Origin of the sequence: Flavobacterium aurantiibacter (genome assembly GCF_002251775.1) — a bacterium.
GTDB lineage: Bacteria > Bacteroidota > Bacteroidia > Flavobacteriales > Flavobacteriaceae > Flavobacterium > Flavobacterium aurantiibacter.
In genome coordinates, this window is sequence record NZ_NOXX01000215.1 from 1 (window position 1) to 22,535 (window position 22,535).

Consider the following 22,535-nt stretch of genomic DNA (forward strand, 5'->3'; position numbering starts at 1 on the left):
TTGGAGTATTAAGTATTAAGATTGGAGTATTAAGTATTAAGACTTTGATGAATTTGCCACTGAACGTATCCTTATGCCCTACCGAACCTACCTATCGTTGGTGCCTTCGCTCGACGAAGGTCGGACACTGTGAACATTGTGAACCACTTTATGGAACATTGCGCTCCCTCAATGCCTAAGCCCGCCGAAGGTTGGTGCCTGAGCTTGTCGAAGGCTGGTGCCTGAGCTTGTCGAAGGCTGGTGCCTGAGCTTGTCGAAGGCTGGTGCCTGAGCTTGTCGAAGGCTAACCGCAAAGCACGCAAAGATCTACGCAAAGTTCACAAAGAAGGAAGCTTTCCATTTTTTCTATTTTTTCTATTTTTTAAATTCTTTTTATTCTTTCAATCTTTCAATCTTTCAATCTTTCAATCTCGAAATCTCGAAATCTCTTCCCCTGCCCCGGATAGCAACGGAAAGCCTTTGAAAAAAAAGCCGAAAAGTCGAACAACAAAAAAAGCGCGACCAACGGAAGCGCTTTTTTTGTTTGTGAGGCCCGGCTTTTTGACAAAGCTTGAAGTGGATAGCCGGATTAGGCCCTAAAAATAAGTATCGTTACACTATTCCGGATCGGTTTCGTTTGTAGGCGCTACCGATTTCTTGCCGAACTTATATATAACCGGAATCATGGTAACAGCAACTAAGCCGATAACAATAACTTCGATGTGTTCTTTTAAGTCGATTTGATAGTTCTCCAACAAGAAACCGTACAAATAATGCCCGGCGAAAATGAGCGAAAACGACCAAACGAAGGAGCTTAAAATATTGTAAAACATAAACTTTTTGCGATCCATGTTTACAATACCTGCCACAATGGGTGCAAAGGTTCGGAAAATGGGAACGAAACGCGCAAAAATAATGGCGCGACCTCCGTGCTTTTCGAAGAAATCTTTCGACTGTACCAAGTACTTTTTCTTCCACCAAAAACTGTCTTCTTTACTATACAAATAGTAACCGCTCTTGGCACCAAACCAATACCCTACGATATTGCCCAAAATTCCGGAAACTGCTACGAGCGTAGATAAAAGGGTAACGTTTAAAAAAGCACTTTCGATAAAAACCACGTTTTCGATAAGCTCGCGGTTGTAGATACCTGCCAAAAAAAGCAGGCTATCACCGGGAAGAAAGAAACCCGCGAACAAACCGGTTTCGGCAAAAACGATAAACAACACGATGAATAAGCCAACTTTTAGACCGTTTATATCGAAATGAATATAGAACAAGGGGTCTAGTAAGTTTTTCCATTCAAAATTTTCCATCTGTGTTTGTTTTGTGATTGTATGGGCGAAAATACTAATTAAAGAGGCTTCAGCCTAGTTTACTGCTCGTGTTTACCAATTTATTAACGCGTTTTTAAGCGAATTGTAAGCTACTGCCTTTTCAGAACGCTAAAGGTCAACTTCCTACAAATTAGCCGAACAACATAGCCACTCCTAAAACAATCATGATGCTGTTCTCGATAAAAGTGGCTTCGGTCATCGGCAATTTAAGCACGGTTCCCAAACAGGCACAGCGGATTTTCTGTTTGTGCAATAAGGTTCGCGTTACCCCCAAAGTGGTGGGAATTAGCGTTAATAAACTCACTAAAATCGCCGGAATAACTGCAATTTCAAGCAAAAACAAAATGCCTAAAAGCAGTTCCAGAAACGGGTAAGCGCGTGCGTAGCCTTGGCTTTTGGCGGCAATCGGATCGTACATGGCAAAACTTTGTGCGAATCCGCTCACGTCTAAGAGTTTGAAAAACGAGAAAACGATATAAAACAAGCCCATAAAAAGCAGCATCATTCGTTTGGGTTCAAACTCGGGAACGGCGCCAAGAACGGTGCCTAGCAAAAGAAATCCGAAGATTAAAAAAAGCGGAAACAGTTGTTTTAATTTGGAAACTTCCGCTTCGGTTTCGATTACTTTCTGCTTTACAGGCGCGGGTTCTTCAACTTCGTGATAAGCCGTTACGGTATATTTTCCGGGCAAGGCTTCGTTTAGTGCATCTGCCGAATAGCGAACAGCAGCATCTACTACGAGCTTTCCTTCGGCCATGTCGACCAAAACGTGTTGCATATCGGGCAAAACCGACAATGTATTTTCGACGGTAGCTTTACAACTTGTGCACGTCAGTCCGTTTATATGGTATATGGTACGCATTCTTTCAAAATTGTTTGTTAGATTTTTAGGATAAAATTTATCCGATAAGTTGTAGAATATTTTACTCGTACTACAAGCTAGATGAAATTTCTATGTTCTTTTTAATCGGCTATCAAATTGTATTTTCTCTTTTGAGATAACTTTGATTTTTGACGAATCTGGATGATTTGGATTTATTAAGTAATTGTATTCGTGTGGGACTATGGCACTCGGAACTTTTAAAACCGCTGCTTGTCGTTGAGAAACAAAATCATCTCCAATAAACTGCGTTATAATAGTTGGTGGTTTTGCGTCCCAATTTTCGGGCAATTGACTTACAAGTAGTTCTAAAACTTCGATTTCATCTGGTATGAAAATTTCAACGTAATAGCGATCGGTCGGCAAATCTTCAGAAAAATCTAAGTGTACAGAAACTTCAAGCACTGCAAGCGAACGAGATTCGGCAGTATAAACGAGATAAGTGTTTAAGCTATTCCATCTAAAGCCATCAGTCAAGGCTGCTCCCACGCCTGCTAAAGTTGCGTTTAAGTATTTTTCGCGCTCAACTCTAAAAACGGTCATTATGCTAAATTTCCGTATTCGATGCGATTTAGACAATTTTTCACCTCCTGAATACCGGTAATAGAATCCAATAAACTCTCTGGAGTATTGCCACTTAATGCGATATTTGGCTTTTTCAACCAACGTTGAAATTTGTCTTCCTCATTATTAAAAACTTCCAACCCAAAATCAAGAAGTTCAGTTAGTAGCAAAACAATTTCACTATCACGACCGTTTAGCAACGATTTCTCTCTCCGCTTTTTATTGTATGTTGTTTGCGGAAGACCAAAAATGTGCAAAACTTCTTTTATTGGCACATTAATTCGCTTGCTAATTACTTCCAATGAAGCGTACGGAATTCCAGCTCTTATAACACTTACGCGTTCTAGTTTTGTAGCCCAAACATATTCCTTGCCTTCCGATTCTAATCGCCACTGCGGAGCAGAAGTTTTAGCAAACATAGCTCTATTCACGCTTTCTTGCGGATTGTATGTTCCCTTTAGACCCACTTTGTTTTTCATAAAAACAGCACAATAACTGTAAAGATACAACAATTATGCTGCATTATCTCTCTTGCCCAAAATTAATAGCCGCCCTATTCTTTGCGATCGTATTTACAACAGTGGTGTAGATTGTTGTAGGTTTCGTCGTTGGCTTTTACATTTTTGGTATCGTGCCCTATTTTCGCGACCGCTTTCTCAACGTCGGTTACCGAACATTTGGTTTCGTTAATGATGAGCTGTAAAACCTTGTCGTCGATATGCCACTCAGCCGATTTAACACCGGGTACGCTGTACGCAGCTTTTTCAATGCGTTTCTTGCATTGCTCGCAATTGCCGTTTACTTCGACATTTACTTTTGCATTTTTATTTTTTTGTTGTGCTTGTGCAGAAAAGGCCACAAACAACAAAACGAGGTACACTAAATTTTTCATGATATAAAGTTAATTGATTTTAAAACGCAATCCTGCGTAATACATTCTTCCAAAAACAGGGCCATAAACTACCGAGGCGTCGAAATTGTTGCCAAACGGATCGTTAGCACCACTAATTACTTGAGGTTGTCTAAAATTTGTTGCGTTTTCAATGCCGCCGTACACTTCGAATACTTTGGAGAAAACACGGGTTACTTGGGTATTTAACGTACCGAATGCCGCCGACCTCTGCGGCAAATCGGTTGTGGTAGGTAATACTTGCGATCCGAGCCAATTATACGTTGCATCGAACTTCCAGCGTGAACCATTTTCGTGTTCGTGTGTCGAAAACTCGCCGTTTACAAAAAAACGGTGTTTTGCTTGCAGCGGTCGTTGATTTGCTCCCGACGCAAAATCGGTTTTCATGTCGTAATATTTATACGAAGTTCGCAAGTTCAGATGCGTTAAGATGTTGATGCTAAAATCGAGCTGTACGGCATTAACAAACGAATCGCCTTGAAGCATTTGAACCGATAATTCATTCGCTCGATACGGATCAATAACCACTTGTTGTTGAAAATCGGTGCGGTAAATATCGGCACCAATATTGGCACTACGTTTAAAAAGTTTAAACGATTGTGAATAGCTAAAACCGTAATTCCACGCAATTTCTGGATCTAATCCATAAATTTCGCCGTTGCCACTAGCTACATTCCAAATTCGATTGCTGGCAAGAAACTGTTGGTTTTCGGCAAAGATATTGGCAATGCGTTTTCCGCGTCCGGCGCTAACTCGAAGTGTACCGCCTTCCCAAGGGTTGTAACGTGCATGCAAGCGCGGTGTGGCAAAAACACCCAAACGGTTGTGATAATCCACACGAGCACCGGCTACTACACTAAAATCGTCGGTATTGTCGTACGTATATTCAAAGAAAGCACCAACCGAAGTATCGATGCGATGCGGGTTTGCCACAAAATTGGGCACACGAACCGTTTCGCCATACTGATCGAAATTAAACGACAAACCCGTTGCAAATTTGTTTAACGTATTCGAGATGATAGAATTAAAAATTAAATTTGAATAGAAATTTGTTTGGCTAATTCCGTATTGATTTAGTCCGTAAAACCCTTCTTGATTGTGATACGAAAATGCGTTCTGAAATCCGATGGATTGGAACGGCATGTCTGGAAACACGTAGCCAACTTTAGTTGACGCATCGAATCTCTGCGTATTGATTTCGGAACCCCAAGCCCCGTCGTGCAAAAATCCGGCGTGGTCGCGAAAATCTTTTTGGCCTGCTATTTTCTGATCGTTTAAGTATCGGAACGTGAAAAATCCGACGACTCCTTTTTCGTTGTTGGTGTACTGATACCGATTGAGAATATTGACTTGTTGTCCAGTTGGATTGTCGAGAAAACCATCGTGATTCATGTCGTTTTGAACAAGACGAGCATTTCCGTGTACGAGCAAAAGTGATTTCCATCGCTGCGATAGGGTTTGGGAAATATGCGTATTGAGTTCAAATCGCGCATCGGAAGAGCCGTAGAAATTGACGAAAAATCGTTCGGCCTCGAACGGCTTAAGTAATTCGGTATTAATTTGTCCGGAAATACTTTCAAAACCGTTGACGACCGAACCAGCACCTTTTGTAATTTGAATACTCTGAATCCACGTGCCTGGTGTAAACGACAAACCAAAAGCCTGACTGGCACCTCGAACCGACGGAATATTCTCTTCAGTGATTGTAAGATACGGCGATGTTAAGCCGAGCATTTTTATTTGCCTTGCGCCGGTTAGCGCATCTGCGAAAGCAACATCGATAACCGGATTGGTATCGAAACTTTCTGCTAAATTACAACACGCGGCTTTCAACAACTCCTTTTTTGTCATCACATAGGTGTTGGCAGCGGGCTTTTTCAGTTGTTTCAGCGAGCGTTCGTTCGCTTTTAGATTTACTTCCTGTAAGGTATCTTGCGCGAAAGTAGTAGCACTAAACACAAGTGCAAAAAGGCATAAAACCTTTATTTTATTCATTATAAAAATCCATTAAAAGTTAATTACTGATTCAAAAACCAATAATTTAACCCAAATGAATTTTCAGCGTACAAAATAAAATGTAAAGCGGCGGTGCGTGCGCATCGGGAAGTAATTCTAAGATTTGTTCTTCCTCGCACTTTATTACAAGTACAGCTTTTAGAGGTTGCGATTCGAAAGCTGTTCCGACCACCGCAGAAAAGTCGGGATACTTTTCAACCAGAAAATCTTTTTTGGCTTTTAGCTCTACTTTTTTGTCGGTACAACAAGGTTTGTCTTGTTTTGCTTTTATAGCGCAACAATCAACGCTGTTTTTAGAGATTGGTTCGCAATTGTCTTCTTGAGTAAAGAAATCGAGCGAAGCTAATTTATCGCCACAAAAATGAGCGGTAAATGCGAATCCCTGAGCGGTGCTCATTACCGTCAGTGCTAAGAAAATCGCTATGTACTTCTTAAAATTCACAGTACAAAGATAGGGAGGTCTGTCTTAAATAGCAGAAATGCTTACTTAAAATCTTCTTAATGTAGCTGTTCCACAAAGAACGTCGCCTGAAATTAGGAAGAAATCGGGTTAGTTAGTTTTGTTTGACAACTGCGTTTCGCTGAAAATAAAAAGCCGGAACGAACAATAAAACTAAAATCGGATGAATGATAAAACGGCGTGCATAGAACATGGACATGAGGTTTTCATTTCGCGTCCACACTAAAATGGTTAGGAAGATAAACATCGCAACCAAAAAGAAAATTCCGTAAAGAATTGCCGAAAAACGAACTAACTTCCAGTCTTTAAATAAGGCGTAAATAATTCCGAGAGAAAAGAGCGTATTGAGTGAATATCGAAAAAGCATACTCAGCGATAAAAGCATCGTATTGGCATGCGGCAATTGCTTACCGTAAAAATCTTGTTTAAAAAAGTAAATAAACGGGTCGTAAAACAAATGATTTTCAAATGCACGAACGCTAGCTAATAAAACTACAAATACCGCAAAAAGCAGAACACGTAATTTATGTTGGAGCAGTTTATTTAGCATAATTCGAAAATTTAGTTACCCAGACAATCCAGAGTACAAACGTTATGCCGTAGATGAGTAGCGGAAAAACAACATCGTGCATTAAATTTCCGTATTCGGGATAAGCATTTAGCCCCAAAATCAGTGCAACAATTCTGGCAATATTCAAAAAGTGAATGATTAATACTCCGCTTAATATAAAGAGAACGGTCGATTTCAATCTACCGGTAAAAGCAATCACAAACGCGGTAAATAAAATCATGATGCTAACCGCGTTGCAGCCTTCGACGATGCGTACTACAGACTCGGCGCCGAGATAAATACGAAAAGCGGGTTCATTAATGCTTGGCCCCATCGATGCTACGTAACCCAAGGCGTTTAAAAGCCACACGCTTTGTTCGGTAACGATTTTAGTAAAAAAATCGGGTTCGAAAATCGCTAAATTTAACGACCGTAAATAGCTTTGATATATAACAGTTGCTACGATATACGACAAGAAAAAGCGTCCAAGAAAGTGTATAAACGGCTTGTATTGTTGATAATAATTCAATTCTTTTTTTTAACAAAAGTATGTAAATCGACGCGAGTTCCTGTAATACCTTTGCAAAAAAAATACGAATGGAATATACAGCATTACTCGGTCAAGTACAGCAAATTTGCGCCAATGCAGCTACGACCAAAACAGAAAAGTTACAAGCAATCTGCGATTTATTAAAGGAAAACATTAGTTATTACGATTGGGTTGGCTTCTATTTTAGAAACGGCGATAAAGAAGAGCTTATCTTGGGTCCGTACGCTGGTGCAGAAACCGATCATACAGTTATTCCGTTCGGAAAAGGAATCTGCGGACAAGTAGCGGTTTCGAATCAAAATTTTGTGGTTCCAGATGTGAGTGCGCAGGACAATTACATTGCATGCAGCATGACGGTAAAATCGGAAATAGTTGTGCCCTTATTCGTAAATGGCGCGAATATCGGTCAGATCGACATCGACTCTGAAACCCTCGATGCTTTCGGTGTTGCCGACGAGCGCTTTTTGGAGCAGGTGAATGTGGAAGTTGCGAAATTGTATTAACTAAATCGATAAAAGCTGCGAGGTTTAACTTTGTTTTGGAGCATTACTAACGGCAAACTTTTGCTTATGCTCGCAGAGGAATCAGAAAATTACCAATTTGATTAAAAATTGATTTTCAAAAACTCATGAAATACCTACCAACGTTACTACTTCTATTCGCACTTACTTCATACAGCCAAGAATCGGTACAAATCATCTATCTAGATTCACTCGATCAAAAAACGGCTTACAGCAAACACAAATCATACGCAAGTATTAGTGCTGCAGAATCATCGGGAAGCTTTGAAGTGAGTCAGTTTTTAAAAGACGGGATTTTAATTGCCAAAGGCAAAAGTGCAGAACCAAATACTTGGGTAAAAACAGGAATCGTTACCGCATATTTTCCCGATGGGACAATAAAAAGTAAAATTACTTACGAGAAAGATATACCTAGCGGTACTGCTGAATTTTGGTATGCGAATGGAAAAAACAACTTGAAGGATCGTACCACATCCCTGAAAACAATAAAATCCAAAATTTAAAAATCGATAATTTCTGGGACGCAAATGGAAATCACCAAGTATCGAACGGAAATGGCTCTTACGAGGGTACTACTACTGAGGTTTTTGGTTACGAAATTCTGGAAAAAGGAACAATCAAAGACGGATATCGAGACGGTAGCTGGATATTGACAAGCATAAACAACAAAGAAAAATGGACCTTGAATTACGCTAATAACGCTTTTACAGACGGCATTTATGTAGACGATAAGGGCAATTCTGAAAATTTTACAGAATTATATACGTCTCCAATAGACAACGGTGGTAAGGAAAAAATAATGAAGCACTTGGTAAAAAATTTAATCATACCAGAGAATCTAACTTCTAATATTAAAGTCATTGCAAAGTTAACAATTGGCCTGCAGGGAGGTATCTCTAATGTTACTTTCCCAGATAAACTCGACGCCACGCTCGAAAAGAACATCAAAAGCGCATTACTTCGATTAAAGGATGTAAAACCAGCAACAAAACTGGGCAAGAAAATTAGCTATACGATTTCCTTTCCCATTAACATACAAGCCAGCAAATAGATAAAAGAGCGCAATTACTTCATATTTACATGTGTAAAACGCCAGAATGCTCCCAAATACAAACTGGAAACTGTCCTAAAGAAAACGGTTTCTAAAATTTTATTTTGCACAACGCGAATTAAAACATACCTTTGCAGCCGAATTGCAAAAACAACAATTCATACATAATAATCATTTTAACAATATTAGCATGTACTTAACTAAAGAAGTAAAAGAAGAAATTTTCACAAAGCACGGCGGTTCAGCTGGAAATACAGGTTCGGCTGAAGGTCAAATCGCTTTGTTCACATTCCGTATCAACCACCTAACAGGTCACTTGAAAAAGAATCGCCACGACTACAACACGGAGCGCTCTCTTGTGAAGTTGGTAGGAAAGCGCAGAAGCTTGCTTGATTATCTGAAAAACAAAGATATCAACAGATACCGCGAAATCATCAAGGAATTGAATATTAGAAAATAATCAAAAGGGAAAAGAGGTGCTTACGCGCCTCTTTTTTTTACACGACTTTCAGCCCTAAACAACTGATAGTCAAATTGCCAAAAGCAGAAAAAAAGTACGGTTTTTCATTGGGCGCACACAACTACAACAACAACACAGCTACCCATTGTTTAATCAAGTGAATTAAATTTTTATGATTCCAAACGTATTTAAAGAGGTTATCGATTTAGGAGACGGAAGAACCATCTCAATCGAAACCGGAAAACTTGCCAAACTGGCAGACGGCTCTGTTGTAATTAGAATGGGCGACACCATGTTGCTCGGAACGGTTGTTTCCGCAAGAAAAGCCAGCCCAGGCGTTGATTTTCTACCATTAACCGTAGATTATCGCGAAAAATTCGCCGCCGCCGGACGTTTCCCAGGCGGATTCTTCAAAAGAGAAGCCCGACCAAGCGACGCTGAGGTGCTTACCATGCGACTAGTAGATCGCGTTCTCAGACCTCTTTTCCCTGACGATTATCACGCCGAAACGCAAGTGATGATTCAACTGATGTCGCACGACGAATCCGTGATGCCCGATGCACTTGCAGGTCTTGCAGCTTCTGCGGCCCTTGCCCTATCAGACATCCCGTTTCCAACACTCATCTCTGAGGTGCGCGTAGGTCGTATCAACGGCCAATTCGTAATCAATCCGAGTAAAGAGCAACTCGAAAATTCCGACATCGACATGATCATCGGTGCTTCACGCGATACCATTGCTATGGTGGAAGGTGAAATGAAAGAAATTTCTGAAAAAGAAATGGTGGAAGCCATCAAATTTGCACACGAAGCCATCAAAATTCAAATCGATGCACAAGAGCGTTTACGCGATGCTTTTGGCAAAAAAGAAGTGCGTACCTACGAAGAAGAACGCCACGATGCCGAATTAGAAGCGAAAATTCACGAGTTGGTGTACAACCAATACTACGAAGTAGCGCAATCGGGAACAGGAAAACAAGAACGTGGCGAGCGTTTTTCTGAAATTAAAGAAGCTGCTAAAGCTACTTTTACCGAGGAAGAATTGGCAGAAAACGGCGACTTAATCAGCAAGTACATTTACAAAACGCAAAAAGAAGCCGTTAGAAACGTAATTCTTGATTTAGGCGTTCGCCTCGACGGCAGAAAAACTACCGAAATCAGACCTATTTGGTGCGAGGTGGATTATTTGCCACGTGTTCACGGATCGGCTTTGTTTACACGAGGTGAAACTCAGGCATTAGCAACAGCTACTTTGGGTACTTCGCGCGAAGCAAATATCATCGATTCGCCTTCAGAACAAGGAGAAGAAAAATTCTACCTACACTATAACTTCCCACCGTTTTCAACCGGAGAAGCGAAACCATTACGCGGAACGTCGCGTCGTGAGGTCGGACACGGAAACTTGGCGCAACGTGCCTTGAAAAACATGATTCCTGCCGATTGCCCGTACACTGTACGTATCGTTTCAGAAGTTTTAGAATCCAACGGATCGTCGTCGATGGCAACGGTTTGTGCGGGAACTTTAGCACTGATGGACGCTGGTGTGCAAATGATTAAGCCCGTTTCAGGTATTGCCATGGGATTGATTAGCGACAGTAAAACCGGACGTTGGGCGGTATTGTCGGACATCTTAGGTGATGAAGATCACTTAGGAGATATGGACTTTAAAGTTACCGGTACTGCCGACGGTATAACGGCTTGTCAAATGGATATTAAAATCGACGGTTTGGCGTACGACATCATGGAAAAAGCTTTGGATCAAGCACGTGAAGGCCGACTTCACATCTTGGGCAAGCTTACCGAAACGATGGCGCAACCACGTGCCGATGTGAAAACGTTTGCACCGAAAATCATTATGCGTACCATTCCAGGAGCCTACATCGGAGCCCTTATCGGACCGGGTGGAAAAGTGATTCAAGAATTGCAAAAAGCTACCAAAACAACTATTGTTATCAATGAAGTTGACGAACAAGGCGTTGTTGAAATATTAGGTACCGATCCAGACGGAATTGCAGCGGTGTTGGCCAAAATTGACAGCATTATCTTCAAACCAGAAGTGGGCGAAACCTACGAAGTGAAAGTGATTAAGCTCTTAGATTTCGGTGCAGTTGTAGAATATACGGCAGCTCCAGGAAACGAGATTTTACTTCACGTTTCCGAACTTTCGTGGGAGCGTACAGAAAACGTTACCGACGTGGTTAATATGGGCGATGTTTTTGAGGTGAAATACATGGGTATCGATCCGAAAACGAAGAAAGAACGTGTTTCGAAAAAGGCTTTGTTGCCACGTCCTCCAAGAGACGAGAATCGTCCGCCGCGCGATGAAAACCGCGGGCCACGAAACGACGATCGCGGACCGAGAAAAGATTTCAAAGGCCCAAGACCCGACAACAGAGGACCGCGCGAAAACCGCGAAGAAAAATCCGAATAAATAGAAAATTCGAATAATAATGAAGACCGCTGCATTGGCGGTCTTTTTTTTGGATTTAATTGGGGCGTGCCGGCGCAAAAAAGCAGTTACCCAAAGGAACATAGTGCACGCGCCGTCCGGCTTTCGGCTATATCTTTTCGCGCCGCGTTGCTCTGCGAAAAGGATACCGCCTCAATCCGTCACGCGGCAATCGTTACAAAAATAACGTTTCAAGAACATGAATTAGAAACAATACGCCTCTACTTTTATGAGTGCCGTGCTGTACATTTTTTATAAGAAGAATAAAGATTTTAAAAAAACGGAAAATCAAACTGAAATTGCAACATACGCCTAAACGGTTTACCTGCAATACCAGTCTTTCTAGATGCCTGCACCACGATTTGCAAAGTTAAATTTTAAAGAAATTGAACTAGCTTGAATTATCACAGTCTCAAACTATTGTATATTCGAGCAGAAAAACTAACTTGTAGTATAGTAGGATTATGAAAAAAATAGTGTGGGCACTTTTCCTTACAACTGCCGTATGGTCACAACAAATAGTCAAAACGTTTAATGTAAAGCTGGAAAAGAAAACCGGAGTATTTCACGTAATTGAAGAACAGAAAAAACAAATCGCTTTGTTCTTTACCGATAAAAAATCGGTTCGTGCGCTCCGATTAGACGATAATTTTCAGTTCATCGATTCGATTAACGCCGCACGAATCGATAAAAAATACGATGCTATAATTGGCTCTAGCGTTTCAGACAACCGATACTATGTTTATTGGTCGACACCCAACAACAAAGAAATCGTTGCCCAATGCTTTGATTTCGGAACTAAACAGACCAGCGAAAAAGCGCATAAGTTTGGTTTTTCAGAAGAACGCCTATTTAAGAAAATAACGGTCAATAACATCTTTTACCTCATTACCGCAACGAAAAACGAAAGCATTTTAAATCTATATGCTTTTGCAGATGGTAACGTGACCAAAAAAAGCATCGACTTGTCGAACATAGCCTTTATAAACGAGGAAATGAAACGAACCAAATTGTGGGACATTTTAAGTGCGCAAACAGACATTGATTTCCCTTTTGCCGTGCAGAATATTTTAAATGAAACACCGCCATCGCTGGCATTTAGCGCAAGTAAAAGAAAAGTATATGTGAAAGACAACACGCTGATTTTTGTTTTCGACACCAACCAGAGTTTTTCGCAAATGCTGCGTATCGATTTAAATGATTTTTCTGTTTCGCAAACCGCATTTCAGCAACCATTTTTAATTGAAACCGAACTTGGCTACAACGATTCCAATTCGTTTTTGGTGGATGACAAGCTCATTCAAATGAAAATTAACTCAGAAAAAATGAAGATTTCGGTTAAAAATATGGATAAGACGGAGCTAAAACTTATTGAACTGACCGACGAGCAAGAAATTGATTTTAAAAACTCGCCCATAATCCAAGAAAATGGCAATATTAAAAACACCCGTGTTTTAGAAACTTCAAATCAGCTGCTTCGCAAAATATACAACACCAACCCTTCCATAAGTTGCTACAGTTTTAATGATAAAATATACCTGACTTTAGGAGGCGTATCGGTTAATACGGCGAACAATGGTGTCGCAACAGGGGTCTTGATTGGCGGTTTAGCAGGTGGTTTAATTGCAGCTGCTCTTTCCAGTAATTACTCGGTAGATAACCTCGATTCGTACGCGAACCGAAAAATCATGTACATTAATTGTGTATTCGACAAAAATTTCAACCATATTGAAGGAGATATTATTAGACTTCCCTTCGACAGGTTACGCAAATTTGCTTTCGAAAATGAGAAACTTACCGCTCGAAGCATTTTTCAAATCAATAAGCAGTTGTTCTTTGGTGGCTACGATAACGAAAATCAAACCTACTCGTTTTACCGCTTTAGTAACTCCTTGTAATTACGGGAAGTAGTAGTTTAGTTTTTTGCTGGCCTTTTTAAGTACACAGTTTTCTCTGGAAACGATACGCCGCAATAGCGATTGACGCGAAAAGGGGACAAAAAACAGCGCGTGCGCACCGCGAGTTTTAAGGGCGACCAGCGGAAGCACGCAAAACCGCTGGTGTGCCGCAGCTGTTTGCGAACCCTTGCAGCAAAAAGCGCGACGCTGCGGTGTACGGAATTTCCACTATTGCCGCAGCGGATTGCCCAAAAAAAATAAACATAACATAATCAGAACTTTACGTTTAATTCTGAAATAATTTGGAAGAAATTTTTGGCTGTGTGTAACTTTTTGACAGAGCGCTGCGTACAAGTACTGTATCCATAACAGCAAGGAGTTAAAAAATGAGACAACTCAAAATTACCAAGCAGGTTACCAATCGGGAAACTGCATCGTTAGATAAGTATTTACAAGAAATCGGAAAGGTTGATTTGATTACCGCTGATGAGGAAGTTGAATTGGCACAGAAGATTAAAGCCGGCGACCAGCGCGCGTTAGAAAAGCTTACCAAAGCCAACTTGCGTTTCGTGGTTTCGGTTGCTAAACAATATCAGAATCAAGGACTTACACTTCCGGATTTAATTAATGAAGGAAACTTAGGATTGATAAAAGCCGCACAACGTTTTGACGAAACACGTGGATTTAAATTCATTTCGTACGCCGTTTGGTGGATCAGACAATCGATTTTACAAGCTTTGGCCGAACAATCGCGTATTGTGCGTTTGCCGCTGAACAAAATCGGTTCGATTAATAAAATTAACAAAATGTACGCTTTGTTGGAGCAATCGAACGAGCGTCCGCCTAGTGCCGAGGAAATTGCGAAAGAGCTCGACATGACGGTAAACGACGTGAAGGAGTCGATGAAAAACTCAGGCCGTCACCTTTCGATGGATGCTCCTTTAGTGGAAGGAGAGGATTCGAATTTATACGACGTATTGCGTTCGGGCGAATCGCCAAATCCGGATCGCGAATTGATTCACGAATCGTTGCGCATCGAAATTGAGCGTTCGTTAGAGACCCTAACACCAAGAGAAGCCGATGTAGTGCGCTTGTATTTTGGTTTGGGCGACCAACACCCGATGACCTTAGAAGAAATTGGTGAAACCTTTGATTTGACCCGCGAACGCGTTCGACAAATTAAAGAAAAAGCGATCAGACGCTTAAAACATACCTCAAGAAGCAAAATTTTAAAAACTTATTTGGGATAAATAATAAGTTTTACGATTTTTACGGCGAACAACAGTCTGATTAACTGTTCGTTTTTTGATTGATGATTGAAACTCCGGCTGATTACCGGAGTTTTGTTTTTTTGGGAGATTGCGTTCTACAGTTGCAAATAATGATAAAGTTTCGATAGAAAAAAGGTACTAAGCTAACCCCCAAGTAGTAAACTTAATTATATCAAACTTCAAAAAAACAACAAGGTAAAATTACTTTTGTCGCTCTGCTGAGATTGTCAAAAAGTTATTCTTTAATGTTAAATTTTTATCCGAACGTATCTTTGTAAATTAAAATACTTATATTTGTTGCATAACTTTACATTTTTAATTTATTAAAAAGCTATTTTTTACAATTGCAGCATTAATTGGTTTTGCAACCGCGTCTAACGCACAATGCAACCAGCAATCAACTTTATTAATCACAGAATGCGGCAGATGGTGTGTTACTGTGCAAGTTAAGCTTACTGGCTACCTAGAAGTTGATGCAGTCGCGCCGAGATACAGAAAGCCAACACTTGAAGAACTTCAGTTTGCCGCATCTGTCTTATGTTAAATTAACGATATGACAAAATGCATTTTTTTTACAATTGTGCTTACTTCTTCTTTTTTATTCGGTCAAGCTCCAAAGAAATCTACGACTGATGTTAAAATAACATACCAATTAAAATACAAACGTTTGGTAGATTCTGAAGATCGGAAAATTTCGCAGGGAGTTCTTCTAATAGGCAGAGACAATTCTTTCTTTTCGTTTGAAGGTATGATCGAACTTAACAAATTAAAAAAGGAAAAGGAGTTAACTATTGATGACGTAATGGCAAATCAACCACCCTATTATCTTGTTATTAAGAGAGAAAAAGGCAATTTAGTGCATTATGAGTCAATCGTTAATGATTACTACCTAATTAATGAACCTGTTTTGGTTAATTGGGACTTAATTAACCAAGATAGTTTGATTGGTAAAGTGAACTGTAAAAAAGCAATTACCAACTACGGTGGTCGGAAATGGATTGCATGGTATAATCCCGAAATTGCTGTTTCAACCGGACCTTATGTATTTGATGGCTTACCGGGACTGATTTATAAAATCTCTGACTCCGAAAACACATTCACTTTCGATCTTGAAGAAATAAAAAACGAGAAATTCGAAGTTGACTCCAATATTGCAAACTACTTTATTAACAGCGAACAAAAACCCTTCGAAGCCATATCTAGAGAAAAATTTTTCAAGATACGATCGCGACTAAACCGAATGAGTCTCGACCAACGGATGGCTTACATGAATCGAAGCAAGGAAGAGCAAGAGAAGTTATTGATTACAGACGAGAACGGGGAGGCAATTCGAACAAATTCGCCCGCTAAAGCAAAAAATTTCTTTGAAAAAGACCAATTGTAGTGAAATTGGTAAGAAAAGTATTCTGTGTGATTTTTATGGCATCCTTTTTTGGGATGCCATTTTCTATGTATTGCCAGCAGATTACGATCAAAGGTTTAATCACTGCTGAAAAAAATGAGGCCATCCAAGGTTGTATTGTAACTGTAAGCAACAGTAAAACGTTGGATAAAGTCTTAGCCTACGGAACTTCAATAAGTAATGGCGCTTATGAAGTCAATTTTGATAACAATACAAAACTAGACAGCCTTTACTTAACGGTAAAACACTTTAGCTATGAATCGATTTTAATTAAAATTCCAGCTAAAAGTATCATTCAAAACTTCATCCTTACGGAAAAAATCAATGAACTCAACGAGGTAATAATCAAAAAGGAACGAACTTTAGAAGTAAAAGGAGACACCTTATCATACCTGGTACACGGCATAAAGTCGGCTAAAGACTATACCATAGAAGATGTATTAAAGCGCATACCCGGAATAAGTGTAAAAGAAAACGGGCAAATAACCTATAACGAGAAGCCGATTAGTCATTTGTACATAAATGGCGTTGATTTACTCGAAGGACGTTACAGCATTGCCACACAAGGCATTCCTGCCGACGCGGTTAAAACTGTAGATGTGATGAAGAGGCACCATCACAAGCGAATTGACATTGGTAGAACGGAAAGCGATAATGTTTCCTTGAATTTGAAAATAAAAGACGGAGTTAATGCACTTTTCGGGACACTCAAGTCGGAAATTGGTATTCCGTTCCTAACAGCAAACGCCGATGTCACACCTATTTATCTTCGAAAAAAAATCCAAAACATAGGATCTTTAAAGGCAAATAACATCGGGAAAACACTAAAAAATGTAGGTGACGACCTGCAACTCGACAACAGTAATGCATACGCTCTCAAACTCAACGAGCTGCAGGTAATTAGCCCGCCCAACATTAATGGCGTAGCGATATCCGATAAATTTTGGCTCGACAACGATTCAAAAGCCATCACAAACGATGCACTGTATAAAGTAAACGACTCAACTTTGGTGAAATGGAATGCAAATTACGTGAACGAGTTAAGTCGTATTGAAAGCAAAACTACAACCACTTTTTTAGCCAACGATGCCACGAATACTAATGTAAATATCAGCAGAAATCAATTGCGCACACAGCGTTTTCAAACAGGATCGAGTCAAGAAATCAATAAAAGAAATTACTATCTAAAAAATAGTTTTAACATCAAACTTACAGACAATACAGGTAACGAAAAAAGCAACTTAAATAGCATTGATGTTCTTTCAACCTTTAATCGCCGCGACTTTCTGCTAAACGAAATAATTACTTTTAAAAAAGTGGTTTCTAGAAATAAAACGATAGAAAGCGGCGCCGTTGTTGATTTCGAGCTAAAAAATGAAACCTTAGCTGTTAATCCTCCGGTTTTTGAAGATCTGTTTAACTCGAATTCCCTGAATTCAAAAACAGCACAAGGCGTTCGCGTAACTAGGTTTAATGCGGGTGCTTTCGCGGAGTATCAATTTGCAATAGGAAAAGTAGAGTGGAAATTAAACCAAACTGCAAACTATCAGCATTTTAATTTTATGAGCGGACTCGAATTACAACCCACAACTACAAACCTTGAGTTCCCATTTAAAAGTGATTTTGAGTTCGATAAAACTACATCCATTACGGAACTTAAGTCGAATGTACTCCTAGGAAAAACTCGTATTTCGTGGTCCTTAGCCAGCGAATTCATTTCTTTACAAATGAACGAAAAGGCAGAAACTAATTTAAACCTGAACAAAAACTATTTATTTTTACAACCGCGGTTGAACATAAAACACACCTTCAATTCCAAATGGATTGCAGGAACGAGCTATTCCTTAAAAAATTCGATTTCAGACTTTAGAAATTTAATTCCGCCACTAATTTTAAGTAGCTTCAATACTCTGGTGCAAAATCCCTTTTTTGTAAACAAAACACAAGCTCATTCGATTACGCCTTACTTAAATTTCGACGATGTCCTAAGCAGCTTTTACCTCAACCTCAACTGTGGCTGGGACCAAACAAAATCCGATGTAACATTCGATAGCGAAGTAAATTCGGACGGTTTTATTACCAATAAAGTTATTTTAAGACCAAACACCTTCCTTACTTATCGCTTCGGAACAACTATTCGCAAGAGTTTTCTTGGATCCTTGAACGCAAACTTGTCTTACAATTTTAGATATACTGAAAACGAACTCTTTTTTAATAACGAGTTTCTAATATCGCTAAACAAATCACACAACATCGATTTTGAAATCAGTTGGGACGAAGGAACTTGGTTTGGAGCAGTTTATAAAGCAAATGCGTTCCTAAGCACCTCCTTTTTACCTAGAAATGAAGTGGAAAACAAAGCCCTATTCCAAACGGCTAATTTGGATTTCTATACCAGCGAAGAAACTCGGATTAGTCTCGGAACCGAAGCGGCAACTGCCACTACTTCTCGAGCCGCAAAAGCCGATACCAATGTACTTTTCAACGCACAGTTTTTTTACAAACCATCGAAGAAACTGTTTCTTTCAGCTGGACTGCTCAATTTATTCGACACTAAAGTATTTACAACGACGAATAGTTTAGCGAACATTGTAAACGTGTATCAATTTTCACTTCGACCACGACAGTTTACTTTAGGTTTGAATTACAGCTTTTGATAAAACTTCGGAAGTTAGCATTTGTATTTTACCCTCAAACCAACAAATACGAAGTACTTCTGCCACCACTGTCCGATTTTACAAAAACATTTTTGGCAATTAAATCATTTAAATCACGTACCGCGCTGTCTTTAGAACATTTGCCCATTTTAGCGTACTTCTCCGAAGTTAATTTTCCTTCAAAACCGTCTAAAACTTTATTGATAATGAGCTTTTGTCGCTCGCTGAGTATCGTTTCGGCATGCTTTTTCCAGAAGTTTACCTTTGCAAAAACCAAACTCAAATTAATCTCTGTTAACTTCAACGCATTCAGCAAACAAAGTAAAAACCAAACCATCCACTCGGTGATGTCTAAACTGCCGCGCTGCGTTTTCTCTAAAATTTCGTAGTAGTTTTTTCGATCAATTCGAATACTGGCCGACAAGCTGTAAAAGCGTTGCGAACTCGAATCGGAACGGGCCAAAAGCATATCCGTAAGCGCACGCCCGATCCTGCCATTGCCGTCGGAAAACGGATGTATTGTCACAAACCACAAATGCGCCATCGCAGCTTTTAAAACCTGATCGGGAGTTTCATCGCTGTTAAACCACTCCAAAAAAACTTCCATCTCTCGCGGAACGAATTCGGCCGCCGGTGACTCAAAATGAACAGTTTCTCTACCTATCGTACCCGAAACCACTTGCATCGGACCTCTGGCATCTGTGCGGTAGGCGCCAACGGTAATCCGATGAGAACCCGTTTGCTTCGACGGAAACAACCACTTATGCCACATAAACAAACGCTCGTGCGTCAGCGGCTCTTGATAATTTTGCGTGGCATCAAGCATCATTTCAACCACACCATCAATGTTGCGATCGAGCTTCAAACTGCCACCAATGTCAACTCCCAATTTCTGAGCAATTGACGAACGAACCAAATGCTGATCTAGATACTCGCCCTCTATTTCCGAAGTTTTTAGCACATCCAAAGTGAGCGTATTCAAAACGGCAGCCGATTGCAAGTCAAAACCAATCGCCTCCATCTTCCCCATCAAACGACCCTGTAAGTTTCGCACATGACTCAACAACGGAAGTATTTCCGACTCATCGTAATCAAACTTAGGCCAACCGCGCAATTTATGTATGTAAAATCCCACAACGCTTCCTTTCCCCAAAGATACATCATCCCTCTTGGTTTAAAAACTATTCGACGCATTTTTTGCATTTATTAAAGCAATTATTCGACGCAAAATGTATTAAAACTGAAATTTTATTACTTTATATGGCATAAATTACCTTAATTAAGCAGCTATTCGTTGCAGCTTATCCGAGTAAAACTACTGCTTATCTAACTCGCGGTCGTAATTCGCAACTACGAACAATTAAAAAACTGTTCACAATTAATGCAAACTTCAATCGTTATGGTTTGTAGAAAGGAAAATAATTAAAGTATTTTTGTTTTTAATCGTTTGATCTAAAACCACAACATATGAGCCTAAACGCAATTTTATTGCAAACCGAAACCGTAGCCGACACGCTTGCAAATGCAGCCGCTGCTGCCACAACCGATGTTAGTGTAACCGAAAATGTATCTTACCTCGAATTTTTAATGAAAGGCGGTATCATGATTATCCCAATCATCATCCTGCTGTTTTATTGCATTTTCGTCATCGTCGAACGCTACCTTTCCATCAAAAAAGCCACCAAACAAGACGTGCTCTTGCTACACGACGTGAAAGCGCAGCTTAAAGCCGGAAAAATCGATAATGCACTTATGGTGTGTAACCGCCAAAATACCGCGTCTGGTAACATTTTACGAAGCGGAATTGCTATAATCGGACGTCCGATCAGCGAAATAGAGTCGGTTATGGAAAAAACCGCAAACGTCGAAATTTCCCAAATGGAAAAAGGACTTGGCCACCTCGGACTCATCTCCGGTATCGCGCCAATCCTCGGATTTATTGGCACTATTTCTGGTGTAATCAAAATTTTCCACACCATTTCAAACACCGGTAATTTGAATATTCAGACCATTTCGGGCGGACTCTACGAAAAGATGATTAGCTCCGGAGCCGGACTCGTTGTTGGGGTTGTGGCTTACGCCGCTTACCATTTGTACAATATGTGGATCGACAGCTTTGCGCTTAAAGTCGAAAAACAAACACTCGAAATAATCAACATTATTCACGAACCACAACATGGCAATTAAGCGAAACAGACGATTTCATCCTGAAATTCCTACGGCATCGCTCAGCGATATCATGTTCTTTTTATTCCTGTTTTTCTTGATTATCTCGACCTTGGCAAATCCAAACGTGATTAAACTCACCTTGCCCAAGGCAAAATCAAACGAAACTACGAACAAAGATCACATTACACTTTCCGTGACTGAAGATCAACGCTATTTTGTCGATAAAACTGAGGTAAGTTTCTCTGAACTCGAAAACAAACTCTTAGAGCAAACTACGCTTAAAGGTGATAAAGTAGTGGTAGTGCGACTCCCGGCCGACAATAAAGTGCAAGATTTGGTCGACGTAATGCAAATCGGCGTAAAACTCAAACTCAATTTTGTAATTGCTACAGCGAAGTAGATTTCTTTTATTTCTAGAATTTTCAGAAGCTATTCCGGCTGTTCGCTGCAAATCCGCGCCCAAAAAACGTAATTTAACGTGAGTTTGATGTAAAAATTAAAGTTAGAAAACATTTAAATAGTTGATTACAAGGCGTATTTTCTTTGGGATACCGAGGTATCTCAAAAAAATACAACGCAGTAAGCGACTGTTTAAATGGTTAGCTTTAAAAATTGCTGAACAAAGATTTCCATAAAATATTTAAACACCTCAATTCGAGCGTTCTAACAAAGATTTTTATGTCGAACTCACGTTAAGTAACACAAGCTTAGCCTGGCTTCCGTTGGTCGCCCGCACGTCTTGGTAAATTAGTGTTTTTTGGGCTTTGGGTTTTTCGCTGCCATCCGGGCTAGGGCAATCGTTACCGAAAATCCGTTTCCTTTTACCGGCAACGAATCGTTCTTAATCAACATCGATTCTTTGGGCGCTTCACTTTCCGTTTCGTCGGTTTTCTTACTAAAAAAACGAATCTTCGGATTGTCTTTCGTTCCGCGAACCGTGCACGGAATTCCAATCAAACCAAAAGGCGGCAAACCAACGCGCAGTTTCAAATTCATCTGCCCGTTAAAATTCGTTTTTCCTTCAAATCGCAAACGAAACAATCCGGCACCAAATTTCGTCCGATCTATCGTAATCACATTGTTTCGAATGCTGCTTTTTACCACAACTTTTTTCAAATCCGGATTGGCTACGGCATCCGAACCCGTTTTCTTTCCAACAATCGAAAACATCTTTAGTCCTTTTACCTTAATGTCTTCCAAAGTCAACGAACCCGCACCTACGATGCTCGGATATATCGGCTCCATATTTTCGTTTAATACGCCGTTCAAGCGATAATCCAACGATACTAAACCCGAAGCACTCGCTGCCGAACTTGCTGCCGTTCTAAACAATTCGATTTCATTGTACGCGCGCTTAATATCGAAATTTGAAGCGGTAAGTCGTACATCGTAACCTGCTTTTTCCGTTCCGGAG

Annotated in this window: 22 protein-coding genes; 11 read left to right on the plus strand and 11 right to left on the minus strand. The window is 40.1% G+C overall.

The features are described from left to right. Positions 1-596: 596 nt before the first annotated feature. The 9 genes from CHX27_RS11995 to xrtF all read right to left on the minus strand — a co-directional run bounded on the left by CHX27_RS11995 (position 597) and on the right by xrtF (position 7,225). Positions 597-1,295, minus strand: coding sequence for a DedA family protein (locus CHX27_RS11995; RefSeq protein WP_094487015.1), 699 nt, complete (start codon positions 1,293-1,295; stop codon positions 597-599). Between the two features lie 151 nt (positions 1,296-1,446). After that, the gene (locus tag CHX27_RS12000) at positions 1,447-2,178 is read right to left on the minus strand and encodes a heavy-metal-associated domain-containing protein (RefSeq protein WP_094487016.1); all 732 of its coding nucleotides are present in this window, start codon (positions 2,176-2,178) and stop codon (positions 1,447-1,449) included. A 90-nt stretch (positions 2,179-2,268) separates the two neighbouring features. Beyond that, the gene (locus CHX27_RS12005; RefSeq protein ID WP_094487017.1) at positions 2,269-2,739 is read right to left on the minus strand and encodes an RES family NAD+ phosphorylase; all 471 of its coding nucleotides are present in this window, start codon (positions 2,737-2,739) and stop codon (positions 2,269-2,271) included. Continuing rightward, positions 2,739-3,239, minus strand: coding sequence for a type II RES/Xre toxin-antitoxin system antitoxin (gene parS, locus CHX27_RS12010; RefSeq protein ID WP_094487018.1), 501 nt, complete (start codon positions 3,237-3,239; stop codon positions 2,739-2,741). The genes CHX27_RS12005 and parS overlap by 1 nt, the downstream gene beginning before the upstream one ends. Positions 3,240-3,313: 74 nt before the next feature. After that, positions 3,314-3,652: a heavy-metal-associated domain-containing protein gene (locus tag CHX27_RS12015; RefSeq protein WP_094487019.1), complete on the minus strand. Its 339-nt coding sequence runs from the start codon at positions 3,650-3,652 to the stop codon at positions 3,314-3,316. Between the two features lie 9 nt (positions 3,653-3,661). Beyond that, on the minus strand, positions 3,662-5,665 hold the full coding sequence (locus CHX27_RS12020) for a TonB-dependent receptor plug domain-containing protein (protein ID WP_094487020.1): 2,004 nt from the start codon (positions 5,663-5,665) through the stop codon (positions 3,662-3,664). Positions 5,666-5,711: 46 nt separating this feature from the next. Beyond that, positions 5,712-6,128 (minus strand): HYC_CC_PP family protein, encoded by a 417-nt coding sequence (locus tag CHX27_RS12025; RefSeq protein ID WP_133063469.1) that lies wholly within the window; start codon positions 6,126-6,128, stop codon positions 5,712-5,714. A 112-nt stretch (positions 6,129-6,240) separates the two neighbouring features. Then, positions 6,241-6,696 (minus strand): exosortase F system-associated membrane protein, encoded by a 456-nt coding sequence (locus tag CHX27_RS12030; protein ID WP_094487022.1) that lies wholly within the window; start codon positions 6,694-6,696, stop codon positions 6,241-6,243. Then, entirely contained in the window at positions 6,686-7,225 is a 540-nt protein-coding gene (gene xrtF, locus CHX27_RS12035; RefSeq protein ID WP_094487023.1) for an exosortase family protein XrtF, read from the minus strand. Before xrtF ends, CHX27_RS12030 begins: the two co-directional genes overlap by 11 nt. Positions 7,226-7,293: 68 nt before the next feature. On the opposite strand from xrtF, the gene CHX27_RS12040 reads away from it, so the two are divergent. From CHX27_RS12040 to CHX27_RS12080, 9 genes are all read left to right on the plus strand, one after another. After that, positions 7,294-7,749 (plus strand): GAF domain-containing protein, encoded by a 456-nt coding sequence (locus tag CHX27_RS12040; protein WP_094487024.1) that lies wholly within the window; start codon positions 7,294-7,296, stop codon positions 7,747-7,749. 125 nt (positions 7,750-7,874) lie between these two features. Further along, positions 7,875-8,270 (plus strand): toxin-antitoxin system YwqK family antitoxin, encoded by a 396-nt coding sequence (locus CHX27_RS12045; RefSeq protein WP_094487025.1) that lies wholly within the window; start codon positions 7,875-7,877, stop codon positions 8,268-8,270. Next, positions 8,198-8,818 (plus strand): hypothetical protein, encoded by a 621-nt coding sequence (locus CHX27_RS12050; protein WP_094487026.1) that lies wholly within the window; start codon positions 8,198-8,200, stop codon positions 8,816-8,818. The genes CHX27_RS12045 and CHX27_RS12050 overlap by 73 nt, the downstream gene beginning before the upstream one ends. A gap of 190 nt (positions 8,819-9,008) precedes the next feature. Beyond that, the gene (gene rpsO / locus CHX27_RS12055; protein WP_094487111.1) at positions 9,009-9,278 is read left to right on the plus strand and encodes a 30S ribosomal protein S15; all 270 of its coding nucleotides are present in this window, start codon (positions 9,009-9,011) and stop codon (positions 9,276-9,278) included. A gap of 172 nt (positions 9,279-9,450) precedes the next feature. After that, positions 9,451-11,706: a polyribonucleotide nucleotidyltransferase gene (locus CHX27_RS12060; protein ID WP_094487027.1), complete on the plus strand. Its 2,256-nt coding sequence runs from the start codon at positions 9,451-9,453 to the stop codon at positions 11,704-11,706. 482 nt (positions 11,707-12,188) lie between these two features. Continuing rightward, a complete protein-coding gene (locus tag CHX27_RS12065) occupies positions 12,189-13,622 on the plus strand; it encodes a hypothetical protein (RefSeq protein ID WP_094487028.1) in 1,434 nt (477 codons plus the stop codon). Positions 13,623-14,008: 386 nt separating this feature from the next. Next, the gene (locus CHX27_RS12070; RefSeq protein ID WP_094487029.1) at positions 14,009-14,872 is read left to right on the plus strand and encodes a sigma-70 family RNA polymerase sigma factor; all 864 of its coding nucleotides are present in this window, start codon (positions 14,009-14,011) and stop codon (positions 14,870-14,872) included. A gap of 574 nt (positions 14,873-15,446) precedes the next feature. Then, positions 15,447-16,277 (plus strand): GLPGLI family protein, encoded by an 831-nt coding sequence (locus tag CHX27_RS12075; protein ID WP_094487030.1) that lies wholly within the window; start codon positions 15,447-15,449, stop codon positions 16,275-16,277. Further along, positions 16,277-18,952 carry a TonB-dependent receptor gene (locus tag CHX27_RS12080; RefSeq protein ID WP_133063470.1) on the plus strand — a complete coding sequence of 892 codons (2,676 nt, stop codon included), beginning with the start codon at positions 16,277-16,279 and terminating at the stop codon, positions 18,950-18,952. Before CHX27_RS12075 ends, CHX27_RS12080 begins: the two co-directional genes overlap by 1 nt. Before the next feature lie 34 nt (positions 18,953-18,986). On the opposite strand, the gene CHX27_RS12085 is transcribed toward CHX27_RS12080, so the two are convergent. Further along, positions 18,987-20,105, minus strand: a complete 1,119-nt coding sequence (locus CHX27_RS12085) for a Fic family protein (protein WP_243388997.1) — start codon at positions 20,103-20,105, stop codon at positions 18,987-18,989. A gap of 314 nt (positions 20,106-20,419) precedes the next feature. Between CHX27_RS12085 and CHX27_RS12090 the strand changes: the two genes are divergently transcribed. Beyond that, positions 20,420-21,139: a MotA/TolQ/ExbB proton channel family protein gene (locus tag CHX27_RS12090; protein WP_094487032.1), complete on the plus strand. Its 720-nt coding sequence runs from the start codon at positions 20,420-20,422 to the stop codon at positions 21,137-21,139. After that, positions 21,129-21,521, plus strand: coding sequence for an ExbD/TolR family protein (locus CHX27_RS12095; protein ID WP_094487033.1), 393 nt, complete (start codon positions 21,129-21,131; stop codon positions 21,519-21,521). The genes CHX27_RS12090 and CHX27_RS12095 overlap by 11 nt, the downstream gene beginning before the upstream one ends. Positions 21,522-21,868: 347 nt before the next feature. Here CHX27_RS12095 and CHX27_RS12100 read toward each other — a convergent pair whose 3' ends face one another. Next, positions 21,869-22,453, minus strand: coding sequence for a hypothetical protein (locus CHX27_RS12100; protein WP_449403969.1), 585 nt, complete (start codon positions 22,451-22,453; stop codon positions 21,869-21,871). Positions 22,454-22,535 lie beyond the last annotated feature (82 nt).

Bases quoted from the DNA above. Each gene is read 5' to 3' on its own strand.
- CHX27_RS11995 (WP_094487015.1), bottom strand. From the start codon at position 1,295: ATGGAAAATTTTGAATGGAAAAACTTACTAGACCCCTTGTTCTATATT.
- CHX27_RS12000 (WP_094487016.1), bottom strand. From the start codon at position 2,178: ATGCGTACCATATACCATATAAACGGACTGACGTGCACAAGTTGTAAA.
- CHX27_RS12005 (WP_094487017.1), bottom strand. From the start codon at position 2,739: ATGACCGTTTTTAGAGTTGAGCGCGAAAAATACTTAAACGCAACTTTA.
- parS (WP_094487018.1), bottom strand. From the start codon at position 3,239: ATGAAAAACAAAGTGGGTCTAAAGGGAACATACAATCCGCAAGAAAGC.
- CHX27_RS12015 (WP_094487019.1), bottom strand. From the start codon at position 3,652: ATGAAAAATTTAGTGTACCTCGTTTTGTTGTTTGTGGCCTTTTCTGCA.
- CHX27_RS12020 (WP_094487020.1), bottom strand. From the start codon at position 5,665: ATGAATAAAATAAAGGTTTTATGCCTTTTTGCACTTGTGTTTAGTGCT.
- CHX27_RS12030 (WP_094487022.1), bottom strand. From the start codon at position 6,696: ATGCTAAATAAACTGCTCCAACATAAATTACGTGTTCTGCTTTTTGCG.
- CHX27_RS12040 (WP_094487024.1), top strand. From the start codon at position 7,294: ATGGAATATACAGCATTACTCGGTCAAGTACAGCAAATTTGCGCCAAT.
- CHX27_RS12045 (WP_094487025.1), top strand. From the start codon at position 7,875: ATGAAATACCTACCAACGTTACTACTTCTATTCGCACTTACTTCATAC.
- rpsO (WP_094487111.1), top strand. From the start codon at position 9,009: ATGTACTTAACTAAAGAAGTAAAAGAAGAAATTTTCACAAAGCACGGC.
- CHX27_RS12060 (WP_094487027.1), top strand. From the start codon at position 9,451: ATGATTCCAAACGTATTTAAAGAGGTTATCGATTTAGGAGACGGAAGA.
- CHX27_RS12065 (WP_094487028.1), top strand. From the start codon at position 12,189: ATGAAAAAAATAGTGTGGGCACTTTTCCTTACAACTGCCGTATGGTCA.
- CHX27_RS12070 (WP_094487029.1), top strand. From the start codon at position 14,009: ATGAGACAACTCAAAATTACCAAGCAGGTTACCAATCGGGAAACTGCA.
- CHX27_RS12075 (WP_094487030.1), top strand. From the start codon at position 15,447: ATGACAAAATGCATTTTTTTTACAATTGTGCTTACTTCTTCTTTTTTA.
- CHX27_RS12090 (WP_094487032.1), top strand. From the start codon at position 20,420: ATGAGCCTAAACGCAATTTTATTGCAAACCGAAACCGTAGCCGACACG.
- CHX27_RS12095 (WP_094487033.1), top strand. From the start codon at position 21,129: ATGGCAATTAAGCGAAACAGACGATTTCATCCTGAAATTCCTACGGCA.